Origin of the sequence: Streptomyces sp. H39-C1 (genome assembly GCF_027158125.1) — a bacterium.
Taxonomy (GTDB): Bacteria; Actinomycetota; Actinomycetes; order Streptomycetales; family Streptomycetaceae; genus Actinacidiphila; species Actinacidiphila fildesensis.
Map to the genome: position 1 here is coordinate 74351 of NZ_JAPVLS010000022.1, position 14450 is coordinate 88800.

At 71.2% G+C, this 14450-nt stretch carries 10 protein-coding genes; 5 read left to right on the forward strand and 5 right to left on the reverse strand.

Features of this window, described 5'->3' with window-relative positions; translation table 11 throughout:
* The first annotated feature begins 194 nt into the window (after window positions 1-194).
* The 4 genes from O3W51_RS17015 to O3W51_RS17030 are packed head-to-tail and all read left to right on the forward strand — an operon-like array spanning window position 195 to window position 4989.
* Window positions 195-1448 carry an ATP-grasp domain-containing protein gene (locus tag O3W51_RS17015; protein WP_138355509.1) on the forward strand — a complete coding sequence of 418 codons (1254 nt, stop codon included), beginning with the start codon at window positions 195-197 and terminating at the stop codon, window positions 1446-1448.
* Between the two features lie 3 nt (window positions 1449-1451).
* A complete protein-coding gene (locus O3W51_RS17020) occupies window positions 1452-2708 on the forward strand; it encodes an ATP-grasp domain-containing protein (RefSeq protein ID WP_138355510.1) in 1257 nt (418 codons plus the stop codon).
* A complete protein-coding gene (locus O3W51_RS17025; RefSeq protein WP_138355511.1) occupies window positions 2705-3979 on the forward strand; it encodes an MFS transporter in 1275 nt (424 codons plus the stop codon). Before O3W51_RS17020 ends, O3W51_RS17025 begins: the two co-directional genes overlap by 4 nt.
* Window positions 3976-4989, forward strand: coding sequence for a GNAT family N-acetyltransferase (locus O3W51_RS17030; protein WP_138355512.1), 1014 nt, complete (start codon window positions 3976-3978; stop codon window positions 4987-4989). Before O3W51_RS17025 ends, O3W51_RS17030 begins: the two co-directional genes overlap by 4 nt.
* Before the next feature lie 93 nt (window positions 4990-5082).
* Here O3W51_RS17030 and O3W51_RS17035 read toward each other — a convergent pair whose 3' ends face one another.
* Window positions 5083-5949, reverse strand: coding sequence for a geranyl diphosphate 2-C-methyltransferase (locus O3W51_RS17035; RefSeq protein WP_138355513.1), 867 nt, complete (start codon window positions 5947-5949; stop codon window positions 5083-5085).
* A 142-nt stretch (window positions 5950-6091) separates the two neighbouring features.
* The gene (locus O3W51_RS17040) at window positions 6092-7279 is read right to left on the reverse strand and encodes a family 2 encapsulin nanocompartment cargo protein terpene cyclase (RefSeq protein ID WP_269286467.1); all 1188 of its coding nucleotides are present in this window, start codon (window positions 7277-7279) and stop codon (window positions 6092-6094) included.
* A gap of 384 nt (window positions 7280-7663) precedes the next feature.
* Here O3W51_RS17040 and O3W51_RS17045 point away from each other — a divergent pair, with 384 nt between their 5' ends.
* Window positions 7664-9082: a family 2B encapsulin nanocompartment shell protein gene (locus O3W51_RS17045; RefSeq protein ID WP_187144764.1), complete on the forward strand. Its 1419-nt coding sequence runs from the start codon at window positions 7664-7666 to the stop codon at window positions 9080-9082.
* Window positions 9083-9124: 42 nt separating this feature from the next.
* Here the strand turns inward: O3W51_RS17045 and O3W51_RS17050 are convergent, their stop codons facing one another.
* The 3 genes from O3W51_RS17050 to O3W51_RS17060 are packed head-to-tail and all read right to left on the reverse strand — an operon-like array spanning window position 9125 to window position 14330.
* The gene (locus O3W51_RS17050; protein WP_138359445.1) at window positions 9125-11269 is read right to left on the reverse strand and encodes an outer membrane protein assembly factor BamB family protein; all 2145 of its coding nucleotides are present in this window, start codon (window positions 11267-11269) and stop codon (window positions 9125-9127) included.
* Window positions 11266-13497: a serine/threonine-protein kinase gene (locus O3W51_RS17055; protein WP_138359447.1), complete on the reverse strand. Its 2232-nt coding sequence runs from the start codon at window positions 13495-13497 to the stop codon at window positions 11266-11268. Before O3W51_RS17055 ends, O3W51_RS17050 begins: the two co-directional genes overlap by 4 nt.
* Window positions 13498-13514: 17 nt before the next feature.
* Window positions 13515-14330, reverse strand: coding sequence for a hypothetical protein (locus tag O3W51_RS17060; protein WP_269286472.1), 816 nt, complete (start codon window positions 14328-14330; stop codon window positions 13515-13517).
* Window positions 14331-14450 lie beyond the last annotated feature (120 nt).

Consider the following 14450-nt stretch of genomic DNA (forward strand, 5'->3'; position numbering starts at 1 on the left):
TCATCGAAGTTGACCTTGTGCGCTCCACTCCACCTCACCGGCGACCGGTTCCTCCATAGGCGGCATGGCCCAACTTGGCCTGCCCTACTGGCGAGTTGTTCATAGGTATCTCCAACAACCCCGGTCGGACGAGCACGATCTTTCGGACGACGTCCCGATGGACCGCCGGACCGCATCCCGGTTTTAGTGGTCCAATGCACCGCACCTGGGGGAACGCCACAGCAAAGATCTTCGTCGTCGAGCCGCTCGGCAGTTCCGGCCGCTTTCTCACCGCGGCCGCCCGGGACCTCGGCGCGGTCGTCCACGCGGGTACGCACAAGGACATCTACGACAGCTACCCGGCCGGTCTGCGCGCGGAGCTCGCGGGTGTCTGCCGCACCGATCTCGCCGACCCCGACCGCGCCCTGGACGAGATGGAGGCCTACTGCCGGGCCGAGGGCGTCGACGCGGTGGCCGCCTGCTGGGAGTTGCTCACTCCGCTCGCCACCCGGCTCGCGCACCGCCTCGGCCTCCCCGGCAACGACCCCGACCGGGCCGCGGCATCCCGGAACAAGATCGCCATGGCCGCCGCGCTGGAACACGCCGGCGTCTCCGTTCCCCGCACCGTCGTCGCCGGGACCGGCGACGAGGCACTCGACCTCATCGGCGCCGCGGATCTCGCCTTCCCTCTGGTGATCAAACCGGCCGAGCAGGGCGGTTCCTGGGGCGTGAGCGTCGTCGGGGGTCCTGACGAGGTCCGGGCGGCCGTCGACGCCGCCCAGCAGTACACCGTCGCGGCCCCGCACGGCCTGTCGCTCGACCCCCGCGTCATCGTGCAGGAGTACGTCGACGGCCCCGAGTACAGCGCCGACACGGTCGTCCAGGACGGCCGGCCGTTCCCGTTGCCGGTGGTCCGCAAGCACACCACCGTGGACGCGTATCGGATCGAGATCGGGCACACCTGCCCCGCACCGCTCCCCCACGCCGCCGCGCACGAGATCCAGGCCGTCGCCGCCCGCGCCGCGCTCGCGGTGGGGATACGCAACGGCGTCGCCCACACCGAACTGAAGGTTCCCCCCGGGAGCGGCCGCCCCGTCGTCATCGAGACGGGGGCACGGCTGCCCGGCGGGAACATCTGCGAAGTGGTGGAGCACGCCACCGGCATCAGCGAGGCCCGGGCCTATCTGCGCGTGGTCCTCGGCCAGGCCCCGGAGACGACGGCCCTGCGGGATGCCGCCTGCGCGATCCGTTTCCTCGTCCCGCCCCGAGCGGGCATTCTGCGCACCCTGCGCACCGCCGACCTCCCAGGTGTGTACAGCGAGTTCACCGTACGACCCGGCGATCCGCTGCGCGCCCCGGTCGACAACTCCTGCCGGATCGGCCATGTCATCGCGACAGCCCCGAACTCCGCCCAGGCCGAACTGCTGGCCGACCGGGCGATATCCCAGACGACTATCGAGGTGGCCTGACCCGTGCACAAGATCGCGTTCCTGCGCTCCGTCGACATCCAGCGCGCCGACCCCTACATCCAGCAGGCCGTCCGCGAACTGACCGCCGACGGCATCGAATCCCGGCTGTTTTACACCCACGGCACGTGCGGCCCGGCCGACTTCCCCGCCGGGGGTGAGCACCTCGACCCCGCGGTGACACCCCTGGAACTGGCCGACGCCGTGAGCGCGTGGGGAGCGGACACCGCCGTCTCCGTCTCGCTGCCCTGCGAGAACGCATTGCGCGACGCGACCGCCAAAGCATTCCTGGACGCACGCGGCATCCCCACCGTGATGACCCCGCTGGCCGCCACCTGGCTGCTCTGCGACAAGTGGGAGACGAAGCAGGCCCTCATCGCCGCAGGACTCGATGTCGCCCGAGGGATCCGGGCGGACAGCGATCTGACGGCCGGGCGCGGTCTGCCCGTGCCCGCCTACCGTCAGAGCCTGCTCGTCGCCGCCGGTGAGATCGGCTACCCGCTGCTCTCCAAACCGCTGTGGGACTCCACCAGCATGGGCATCCGCTTCCTTCCGGACCGCGCCGCGCTCGACGCCTATCTCGCCGACCCGCCCCCGGTCAGCGCCGTGCTGGAGGAGTGTCTGACCGGCGAGCTGTGTTCCGTCGACATCGTCGGCGCGCCCGGGAACTACAGCGTCCTGCCGTTGTGCTGGACCGGACAGGCGGGCGGCGGGGCCGCGTTCACCTTCGCCGACCTACGCTGGTGCGGACCGCGCCCGCAGGCGGACGCCGACTTCGCCCCGGTCGCCGAGCGTCTCGTCGGGCTGTGCGAGAGCCTCGGCGTGTACGGCTCGGTCAACGTCGACATGATCCACGTCAACGGCCGCTACGTCGTCCTGGAGATCAATCCGCGCATCGGCGGAGCCACCACCTTGTCCTGCGCCGCCTCCGGCACCAACACCTTCGCGACGCTCGCCGACATGGCACGCGGCCGGTACCCGGACGCCGCGCGACCCGACACCCGGCGCAAGCGCTGGGCGATCGAGTTCCTGGCCGACCGGCCCGTCGGACAGGCGGCGGACGAACTCCGCGACCGCCTCGGCCTGGTCACCGCGCACGAGTTGGTCATCGACGGCACCAGCCACGGCGACATCGTCACCTTCACCTGTGAGGAAGGTGACGAGCAGCGCACCGTCAAGGAACTCGACACGATCAACTCCCACTCGGGCATCCTCGCCCCCGTCATGATGGGCAAGGTCCGCGCTCTGCTGTGCGGCCTGTGACCGGAGCGACCGGCCGCCGTGCGGGCCGCGGCCGGGCCGCCCGGATCGCCGGTGTCGCCGGTCTGCCCGAGCTGCGCGGACGAGGCCGGTTCGTCGTCGCCCACGTCATCGACTCCATCGGCAACGGGCTGCTGCTGCCGCTGGGGCTGCTGTTCTTCATCACCGTCCGGCACATCCCGGCCGCGACGGCGGGCGCGGCGGCGAGCACGGGCCAGTTGGCCGCCCTCCCGCTCACCGCCCTCGCGGGCCGGATCATGGACCGCGCCGGGCCGAAGTACCTCGCCGTCGCCTCCAATCTGGTCTGCGCGGCGGGCTTCGGCGGCTTTCTCGTCGCGGAACGGCCGTGGCAGATCGCGGCCGCGTACTTCACGGTCCAGGCGGGCATCAACGGCTACTACACCAGCCAGCGGTCGCTGACCCTGCTGGTGGCGGCGGGGGACGAACCGCGTACCTGGTTCGCGTTCACCTCCTCGCTGCGCAACACGGGTCTCGCCGCCGGAGCCGCGATCGCCGCCGCGGCCCTCGCCCTGTGGGGCACCGGAGCACTGACCGCTCTGGTGGTCGCCGACGCGGCGAGCTACTGCCTCGCCGCCACCTTGTTCGCGACCCTCAACGTGGCGTCCGGACGCCCCAACGCACCTCCTGGACGCACGACATGGTCCATCGACCGCCGCTACCTGGCCCTGGTCCTGTGCAACCTGCCCTACGTGTTCGCCCAGGCGATCCTGTCGGTCCTGCTCGCGCTCTACGCCACGAGCGCTCTACGGCTGTCCGCCTGGTCCGCCAGCGTGCTGCTGCTCGTCAACACCGTGGCCGTCGCCCTCACCGCGACAGCGGTGACCGCACACCTGGCCCCGCGCGCCGCCCGGCACGCGGTCTCCGTCGCCTACGCCGTGCTCGCCCTGTCGATGGCCGCGTTCGCCGCACCGGCCCTGCCGGGCCTGCGCCCACTGGCCTGGCCCGCGCTGGCGGTCGGCATCGTGCTGTTCACCGTCGGGGAGATCCTCTGCTCACCGGCCATGGCGGAACTGTCCACCACGCTCGGTCCGGCGGCCGCCCGGGGATCCCACCAGGCGCTGTTCCAGATGTCGTGGTCCGTCGGCGGCGCGGCGGCGCCCGTGCTCTTCACCGTGCTGCTGCACCGTTCGTCGCTGTTGCCGTGGGCCTTCGAGGCGATCCTCTGCGTCCTCGCCGCCCTGGCCGTCCTCCCGTTGGTCCCCTCGGGGTCAGCGTTCCCGTCCAGCCGCCCCCGTCGAAAGCGCACTCGGTGAACCTCGAATCCGTCCCCACGCTGGCCGCCGTCCCCGCCGCCGAGTGGGACCACCTCGCCCGCGACACGAGCTTCTACCTCTCCCACCGCTGGCTGGCGGGCGAGGAGACCGACCCCAGCGCGACCTGCACCTACCTCCTCGTCCGGGACCCGCACGGCCGGCTGACCGCCGCCGCCCCCCTGTACCTGGTGCACGACGAGCCCAATACCAACTACCGGCCGGAGCACCATCTGGACGTGGGGCAGGACGAAGCTCCGCGCGTCATCGCCGGAGCCAGGCGCGGGTACCACAACGCCCCTTTGCTGGCCCCCGGGTTGGACGACCGGCAACGTGCCGGCTGCCTGACGATGCTGCGCGACGCCGCACGTGAGCACGCCGCCCGGCAGAGCACCTGGCACTGGTGGCCCTACCTCACCGACCGGGCCGCCACGGAACTCGGCGATGCCTATGGCACGGCGCCGCGCCGGATCGAGGACGACGCCACCATCTCGCTGCCCGGCACGGGCTTCGACGACTACCTCGCCGCGCTCCCGGCCAAGCGGCGCAGCGGCATCCGCGGCGAACGCCGCGCGTTCGACGCCCGGGCCCTGACCGTGCGCACCGAACCGCTCGCGAACTGCGTGGACGACGCCGGACGGCTGCTGGCGATCCTGCAGTGCCGCCACGGCCATGTCACCGACACCGCGGCCATGACCGGCGTCATGCGCCGCCAGGCCCAGGCCATGGGCGAGGACGCCCAGGTCACCGCGGCCTACGACGGCGCGACCATGGTCGCCTTCTCCCTCGTCTACCACTTCGGGAACACCGCGTGGCTGCGGGCCGTCGGCCATGATCCCCAGCACACCGGGGACGCGTTCGAGTACTTCAACCTCGCCTACTACCTGCCGATCGAGGACGCGTACCGGCACGGCTGCACACATCTCCACGCCGGGATGAAGTCCCTGGCCGCCAAGCGCGCCCGTGGAGCACACACGTCGCCGCTGTGGGCGCTGGCCGACCCGCCACGCTGACCGGGGATCCCTGGACGCGGCTGTCCGTACGGAAGGACCTCTGCCGGACCGTCGCGCGACGGTCCGGCAGAGGGGCAGTGAGGGCCTGAGTGATCAGACGCGGTCGGCGGCGATGAGGAGGTACTGGAAACTGCCGTCCTTGTAGGCGGTGAGGAACGGGTCCTCGATGCCGGTGACCAGCGACGACTTGGCGCGCAGCTCCCAGTACGGGATCGTCGCGGAGGTGAGGTCCACGACGCTGATCGGGACGAGGCGGTTGGCCGCCATCTCCTTGAAGTACGTGCTGCGGGGGTGGATGTCGCAGATGTAGTGCGCGTTGATCTGACTCACCGCCCGGGAGGGCAGTCCATAGGTGTCGTTGTAGCAGCCGGTGATGGTGACGTACCGCCCGCCGCGTGCCAGCAGCCGGGAGTGCTCGGCGAACAGCTGCGCCAGATCGACGTACATGGTGCTCTCGTTGTTCCAGATCCCGCGGAAGGTACCCGAGTCGAAGCCGGTGCTCAGCATGTTCTTGAGGTGGAACCGCACCTTGTCGTCCACACCCCGCTTGACGGCCTGGTCGTTGGCGAAGTCGACCTGGGACTGGGAGATGGACACCCCGTCGACGGAGCACCCGAACCGCTGGTTCGCCACGATGCTGCCCCCGCCGCGGCCCGATCCGGCGTCCAGCAGCCGGTCCTCGGGACCGATCGCGCCGAACTGGTCGAGCAGGAACTCGGTCTGGTTGCACTCCAGTCGGTGGAGTTCCTTGGTGACCAGGTTCTCGCGCATGTCCTCCGACGCGTCGAGGACCGACCAGTCGACGTCACCGATCCCGTAGTGGTGGTGATAGATGCCGTCCACGTCGCCCAGGCGCAGGTTGACCGGGTTCTTCTCAGCGTTCCAGTAGGCGGCGACGGACCGCTGGTAAGGGCTGGTGTTGAGGAGAGGGGCGGGGGCGGTGATGTGGTCGATGGTCATGTGCGGGCTTGCTCCTTTGATCGTCAGGTCACTTCAGGGGCTGAGCTCAAGGTCTGGGCTCAGCGGCTCGGCTCAGGGGCCGGGCAGGCTGGGCAGGACGCATGCGGGAGTGCGGCGTCGTTCGTCGGGGCGGGTTCCGCTCTCAGGGCGAGGTGGCATACCGGCCGCCGACGTGGCCGGCGTGCCATTCGTGGTTGCCGCCCATCCAGTTCGAGAGCCCGGCCACGTACCGGGCGGCGACCGGATGAGCCGTGAGCGCGGCGGCCTCGGTCTCGAACGCGCGCACCAGCTCGTTGTGCACTTCGATGGCCTTCGTGAAGGCGTCCTCGATCGCGCAGTCCTCCTCCTCCGCGATGACGGTCGGCAGGCTGTAGTGGAAGCGGCCCGACGCCTGTTCCTTGCGCAGGGAGTACAGGTCGTTGAGGACCGTGGACGCGGTGGAGGCGAGCGCGGTCGCGCGCTGCACGGACGGCAGGGCGAACAGCTCCGCGGGCAGTTCGTAACCGCCGATCGCGTCCGTGATCGCCAGGCACGGGCGGAAGGAGTTGAGCTGGCGCTGCACCAGGTACTCCCATACCCGGGGGGTGCGTTCCTCCTGGACGCAGGCGGCTTCGGCCTCGTAGCCGAGGTACAGGCTGGCGATCTCATGGCGGTACCGGTGGGACTGTGCGGGGGTGGCGAGCTGGGTGAAGGACTCCATGGCCGAGTGCATGGCGCGCAGCGCCGGATGCGCGGCCAGGGCCGCCCGCCAGTCGGCGTCGTAGGGGGCGGGCATGTGGCTGGGGTCGATCGCGGACTGGGCGACCGCGAGACGGGCGCCGAGACCGTCGGGTGTGCCGCCCAACTCGGGTTCGCAGAAGTAGTCGTCCACCGCGTTCTCGCCGGCCAGGAGCTTGGCGGCGGTCAGAAGGTGGCCGGTGGTGGGGGCGTCGGGGTGGCACAGCACGACGGAACGGCCCGGGTCGAACTTCAGCAGACCGGCGCGCAGGTCCGGGGACCGGAACAGGTCCACGTCGTCGGCCCATTGGAGAAGTTGCTCATTGATCAGGTCGGCGAGCGTTCGGTCGTCGCGGACCGCGGGCGGGCAGTGCAGGCCCTCGATCCGCGCAGGTGCAGGTGCCGACGTAGGCGTTGGGGCCGGGGCCAGTGCGGGTGGCTGTGCCGTCGCCGGTGCCGGGTGGGCCGGCGCCGTTGCCGGTGGCTGTGCCGGGCGGGCCGGGGAGTGGGGCGGACGTGCGAAGCGGCTGGCGGCGCTTCCCAGACCGGTCGGCCCGGCGAGGACTCGTTCCAGCGCTTCGGCCGGGGGCTGACCCCGGCCGGTGGTGGTCATTGCGTGGCTCTCCCTGCCTGACGTGGCGATAGGTTCGATGCCGTTCACGCGCCACGCCGGAATCCTTCGCGGTAACCCAATGAATAAGTTGATTCTGAGCCATGTGGGCGCAGCGCCTGGGCTGAATCATTACCGTCATGGCTGCATCTGACACTCACTCGATCGAGTGATAGCGCGGCGGAGGAAGATCAGCAATACTTCAACCGGCGAGTTCCCCTGCAATCAAGAGAGTTGGGCCGAAGACGGCACCAGGTCGGCCGCCGGCCCCGGCGACAGGAATTCCTCCGAGTCACCATGGCATACGCATTCAGGAACTGACGCCGTACTTCGTGTGGAAAAGCAATCCACGGACATAAAAGAACGCCACGGCAAAGGACTCCATCCATGTCGATCGAAGCCCGTCCGGAATCCGCGCCCGCTCAGGGAAACAGCCCTTCCCATACGAGCCTTGATACGGCTGCTGCCCGGAATCTGGCGACCACCACCAAGTCCGCACCTCAGATGGCGGGAATCTCCTCCCGCTGGCTGCTGCGCATGCTGCCCTGGGTAGAAGTCACGGCCGGCACCTACCGGGTCAACCGCCGGCTGACCTACTCCGTCGGCGACGGCAAGGTGACCTTCGTCAAAACCGGATCACAGGTACGGGTCGTCCCCGCCGAACTCGGCGAACTCGCCCTGCTGCGCTCCTTCGAGGACACCGCGGTCCTCACCGCGCTCGCCGACCGCTTCACCCAGCGCGAGTTCGCCCCCGGCGAGCTCCTGGCCGAAGCCGGCCAGCCCGTCGACACCCTGTTCCTCCTCGCCCACGGCAAGGTCGAAAAGCTCAGCGAGGGCGAATTCGGCGAGCAGAATCGTCTCGGCGTCCTCGCCGACGGCGCCCACTTCGGCGAACAGGGCCTGCTCGACCCGGAAACACCCTGGGACTTCACCGCCCGCGCCGCGACCACCACCACCGTGCTGGCACTGTCCCGACAGGACTTCCAGACCCTCGCCGACCAGTCCCCCGCCCTGCGCGCCCACATCGAGGCCTACCGCGCCATCCCCCGCCAACGCGTCAACAAACGCGGCGAGGCCGCCATCGAACTGGCCTCCGGCCACAAGGGCGAAGCGGACCTGCCGAGCACGTTCGTCGACTACGAAGTCGCACCCCGCGAATACGAGCTGAGCGTCGCCCAGACCGTACTGCGCGTCCACAGCCGCGTCGCGGACCTCTACAACGAACCGATGAACCAGATCGAGCAGCAGCTCAAACTCACCATCGAAGCCCTGCGCGAACGCCAGGAACACGAACTCATCAACAACCGCGAGTTCGGACTGCTGCACGCGGCCGACTACGACCAGCGGATCCAGCCGCACGCCGGCCCCCCGCTCCCCGACGACCTCGACGAACTCATCAGCCGCCGCCGCGGCACCCGCTTCCTGCTCGCCCACCCCCGCACCATCGCCGCCATCGGCCGCGAATGGACCCGCAAAGGCCTCTACCCCGGCAACGCCGAAGTCGACGGCAGCAGCGTGCTCGCCTGGCGCGGCGTGCCCATCCTCAGCTGCGGAAAGATCCCGATCAGTGAGGCCCGCACCAGCTCGATCATCGCGGTGCGTACCGGGGAGGACAACCAGGGCGTCATCGGCCTGCGCCAGACCGGCATCCCGGACGAGTACGAACCCGGACTCAATGTGCGGTTCATGGGGCTGAGCGAGAAGGCCATCATCAGCTACCTCGTCAGCACCTACTACTCCGCCGCGGTACTCGTCCCCGACGCCCTCGGCATCCTGGAGAACGTCAACATCGCCAACTGGCGCTGAGGACTGTCCCGGTGGCCGGGCCCGCCCGTCACACGGGCCCGGTCACGCCTCCGGTACCGAGAAGCAGAGGAGTTTGCCTGAGCTGCTCACGTAGAGGTGGTCGTCGACGGGGAACGCCGCCCAGTAGCCGGATCCGCCGCTGACCGGGTAGTGCCAGACCTGTTTTCCGGTGCCGGCGTGGAAACCGTAGAGGCCTCCCGGTGCCGCGGCGAGGAAGAGGCCGCGTGCGGAGCCCAGGAACTGGAGTGTGCCGAGGCCGGAGCCCGCGGTCCAGCGGGGTGCTCCGGTCAGCGCGTCGACGGCGTGCAGGGTCGAGTCGAGGTAGCAGACGGTCGCGCCGGACCGGTCGTAGCCCCGGTTTCCGCGGGCGGCCGTCTGCACACTCCACAGGGTCTTTCCCGTCGACGGGTCGAAGGCCGCGAGCAGTCCGCTGACCGCTCCCGAGGCATCGGTGCCCGGGTAGCAGTACAGAGTTCCCTGGTGCAGCTCCAAGGACCCGTCATAGGCGAGGATTTGGCTGTTCGTGGGCGGCAGGCTGGTGGCGCGGCTCCAGAGGGTGGCGCCGTCGGCGGGCTTGAGGGCGAGCAGGTTCATGGCGCCGTCGAGGGCGTAGAGCACATCGCCCTCGGACGGCGGGTAGAGGGCGACGAGGTCCTTCGCCCACAGCCGGGCGCCTGTGTCCGGAGCGACGGTGGTGTATCCGCGGAGACTCGCGGTCGTGGACGTCTGCGAGGTGCTGCCCCAGAGGACCAGGCCGCCCGCCCGGGTGGTGCCGGTGACCGCGATGCCGTCACCTTCCGGCGACTTCCACCGCTCGGCGCCGGTCGACGCGTCGAGGCCCTGGAAGTGCCCGCTGTCGACCATGGCCACGAGCAGCGAACCATTGGCGAACTCCAGGTGCGGTGCGCCGGTCGCGGTCGCGGGCCGTTCCCACAGCTGTTTCCCGGACCGGACGTCGAGCGCGTGGATCTTTCCGTCGGTCCGTACCGTGTAGACGTGTCTGTCGTCCGCGATGGCGGCCGTGTTCTGGCCGCTCAGGTCCTTCCAGAGCGCGTTGCCGGTGCTCCGGTCGTAGCAGGCGCCCGAGGTCTTCCCGGCGCAGAGCAGCGCGGACGGCGTGACCGCCCGCAGGGCCATGTCGGGCTGCGGGAGGTCCGCGCTCCAGGACAGTTCGGGAGTGGCGGTCGCGCCCCGGCCGCCTGAGCGGAGCAGCAGCGCGGTGCCTCCGGCGGCCGCGGCCACGGCGAGCACCCCGCCGCCGGCCAGCAGCCGGCGCCTGCTGAACAGGGGCGCCCTCACCGCTTCGTGGAGGTACCGCTCCGACGCGTTCACCTGCAGCTCGACCGCGCCGAGCCAGCCCGCGGTGGTCACCGTACGCAGCCACACCTGCAGTTGCCCGACGGGTGGGCGCCGGGCCGGGTCCTTGTCGAGGCAGGCGGTGAGGATGCCGAGCAGTGCGTAGGGCACGCCCTCCAGCCGTGGTTCCTCGTGGGATGTGCGGTAGAGCAGCGCGTGCGCCGCGCCGGTACCGAAGGGCGGGGCTCCGGTACCGGCGAAGGCCAGCACGCTGCCGAGCGAGAACACATCGCTGGCGGGGGTGAGTTCGGCCCCCGTCGACTGCTCGGGCGACATGTAGCCGGGTGACCCGATGATCTGGCCGTCCGCGGTGAGCACCGTCCCGTCGACGGCCCGGCTGATGCCGAAGTCGATGACCCGGGGCCCGTCGCGGGCCAGCAGGATGTTGGACGGCTTGAGGTCGCGGTGGATCAGCCCCACGCGGTGGATGGCGGCCAACGCCTCGGCCAGACCGGCGCCGAGCACGCGCAGGGTGGCTTCCGGCATGGGCCCATGGGCCTGGATCGCTTCGCTGAGCGAGGGGCCGGGGATGTACTCGGTGGCCAGCCAGGGCTGCGGTCCTTCGGGGTCGGCGTCGACGACGGGCGCGGTGAAGGCGCCGCCGACCGCGCGGGCGGCGTCCACCTCTGCCGTGAAGCGCCGCCGGAAGCCGGGATCGGAGGTCAGCTCGGGACGGACGACCTTGACGGCGACGGCGCGCCCGCTGCGCGAGGCGGCCAGGTACACCCGGCCCATGCCGCCCGCGCCGAGTTCCCGGATCACCCGGTACGGCCCGATGTGCGGGGCGGAGCCGGGGGCCGGGGTGGCCGGCGTGGCCATCGGGCTGGTCATGAGGTGTCGCTCCGGAACGCGTAGAGGGTGGTGTCGGACGCGGCGTAGACGGTGCTGCCGACGGCCTGCAGCAACCACGCGTTCTTGCTCGCGGATTCGGCGCCGGAGGGCTGGTGCGCCCAGAGCAGCTTGCCGTCGGAGGCGCGCAGGACGAGGAAGCCCGGGGTGTCGCCTGCGGCGAACAGCGGGACCGCCACCAGGGACGTGGAGACGGCGGGGCCCGGGTTCAGCGAGTTCTGCGGGTCGAGGGTCAGCGGACTCGCGGTGTGCCACACCTGGTCGCCGCTGCCCGTGTCGAGGGCGAAGACGGTGCCCTGGCCCTCGGCGACCACGTAGGCCCGCTGTCCCAGGACCGTGGTGGGGTTGAGCGTGGTCGTCGAGTTGACTGCGGTCCACAGGCGGTGGCCGTCCGAAGCGCGGAACGCCTGCACCTTGACGCTGGTGAGGAGCAGTGCCTTACCGTCGCTGGCCAGGCCCGGGTAGTCGCCGGGCCTGACGACGTCACGGACCGTCCACCGCACCGCGCCGCTCCGCAGATCCACTCCGTGGACGTCACTGCCGTCGTGCAGAAAGCAGCCGACCCCGTCGGAGTAGGCGTGGAAGTCGCTGCCCTTCACCTTGTGGGACCACAGCAGCTTCCCGGTGACGAGGTCCACGGCGCGCACCTGGTAGGCCCTGTCGCCGCTGGTTCCGATCAGGGCGACCGAGCGGGCGACGAAGAAGACGTCGTGAATGGAGTCGGCGTAGGAGTCCCCGTCCTCCGGCCCGGTGACCGCGTGGGTGAACCGCAGGGTGCCGCCGCCGTCCACGCCGAGCAGATGGCCGCGCTCGCCGCCCCAGGCCGAGGCGAACAGCGTCGATCCCCGCACGCCGAGCCACTCGAGCTTGCCGGAGACGTCGGACGGCACCCGGGGGTCGGCCGTCCAGCGCTTCTGTCCGGTCGCGGAGTCGTAGCCGGTCGCGGTGGTCTTGTCCCAGTGCACGAGGGTGCCCCCGAGGAGCTCCAGGTGCGCGCCGGCCTGCAGTTGCTGCAGCGGCATCGACCACTGCGGCTTCGGTCCCGCCGCCACCTTGGCGCCGGGCCGGATCGTGGTGCCCGCGCTGCCGGGGGCGCCGCCCGGGGAGCGGCCGGGCTTCGACCTCCGGTCGATCAGGGCCGTGGCGCTCGCGGCGGCCACGGCGGTGCCGCCGGCGGCGATCCACAGGAAGCGGCGGCGGCTCGGCCCGCCCGGGGCCGCCGTGTCCGGCGGGCCGACGGGGATCGGAGGCACGGCCAGCAGGGCGGCGGCGCTCGCTTCCCGTGCGGCGATGTCCGCCAGCAGGCCCGGGGTGAGCAGTGAGGAGGGTTCGACCGGACCCAGTGCGGTCAGCAGCGCGGTGACGGACGGCCTGCGGGCGGGCTCCTTGTCCAGACAGGCCGCGACCAGGGGACGCAGAGCGTCGGGTACCCCGTCCAGTCGCGCCGGGGCGTGGACGGCCCGGTAGAGGATCCCGGGCGTGCTCCCGGTGCCGAAGGGACCCCCGCCGGTGGCCGCGAACGCCAGGACGCAGCCGAGGGAGAAGACATCGGCCGCCGGTCCGGTCTCGCGGCTCGACGCGATCTGCTCCGGAGCCATGAATCCGGGCGTTCCCATCACAGCGTTCGTCCGGGTCACCTGGGTCGCCTCCGCCACCCGGCTGATCCCGAAGTCGATGACACGGGGCCCGTCGTGGGCCAGGAGCACGTTCCCCGGTTTGAGGTCGCGGTGGACGATGCCGGCGGCGTGGATCGTCAGCAGCGCCTCGGCGAGTCCGGCGCCGAGGGTCCGCAGGGCCGGCTCGGGCAGCGGGCCGAAGCGCGCCACGGCGTCGTGCAGGGACGGCGCGGGGATGTAGGCGGTGGCCAGCCACGGCTGCTCGGCGCCCGCGTCGGCGTCGAGCACCGGCGGGGTGAAGAACCCGCTCACCTTCCGGGCGGCGTCGGCCTCGCGCCGGAAGCGCCCGCGGAAGTCCGGCGCCTCGGTGTACTCGGGCCGGATCACCTTCAGCGCGACCAGCCGCGATCCCGGTGATCTGGCCAGGAAGACCCTGCCCATACCGCCCTCGCCCAGGAGTTGGAGGACCTCGTAGGGGCCGATCCGGCCTGGGCTCTGCGACTGCGGTTGCCGCTGTTCCTGCCCCTGTTCCTGGATGGTGGTGCGCTGTCGCGGGGCGGTGGGGTCGTTGGCGCCGTACGCCGGTGTCTGCACGGTGTCGTGACGGAGGGTCAGCTGAGGGAGCCGAGTACGTCGCGGGCGGCGGCGACGGCGGCGTCCTCGGACTGTTGCTGGCGTGGGCCGGAGTCCGAGGTGTCATAGCCGAAACTCACGGAGAACGCGGCGTTGCCCTCGTGGACGATCACCGTTGCCTCTGCCAGGCCCCCCATGTCCTTGTCGACGGCGTGGACGACGTAGGCCTCTTCGCCGAGACCGGTGAGCGACCGGGAATCGGTGGTCGTGCGCATGTCCTTCAGGGCGTTGAGAGCGGTCGACTTGTCCATGTCGTACATGCCCTTCGCTCCGGGGCTGACCGTGAGGTGCACCCGCAGATGCAGCAGCCGGCCGCCGGAACCGGAGGGAGTGTCCCAGCTCGGCATCTTGGTGATCATCGCTGCCATGGTCGTGTTGTCGAACTGCGACGGCTTGCACTCGGTTCCGGGCGCGATGCTCGCGATGGTGGCCGCCTTGATCAGCCGGCACCCATCGGGGACGTGGGTGAACGTCCGTCCCGCCGGGGCCCGCGACGGAAGCTTGCCGCCGCCCGGGGCACCGGACGGACTCCCCGACGCGGCGTTCTTGTCATCGCCCCCGGATGTGGCGATGATCACGCCGACGATCGCGGCCACGACGAGCACGGCGCCGCCGATCAGCCAGGGCTTCCCACTCCCGCCCGGCCGCCCCCCGTTCGGCGGTCCGTACTGCGGCGGGGTCGGCGGGAGGTGCTGCGACCAGGCCGAGGGCGCGCCCGGCGGCTGGGCCGGGACCGGCGGCGGCAGCTGCCCCGGGGGCTGCGCCGCCGGTCCCCAGCCCGGCCCTCCCGGCATCCCCTGCCCTCCCGGCATCCCCTGCCCTGCCGGCGTCCCCTGCCCGAGCGGCTGGGTGGGGTCGGTCCGGTAAGGGCCCTGCCGGGGGTCCATGGGGTTCTGCGGGGTCTCACTCACGGG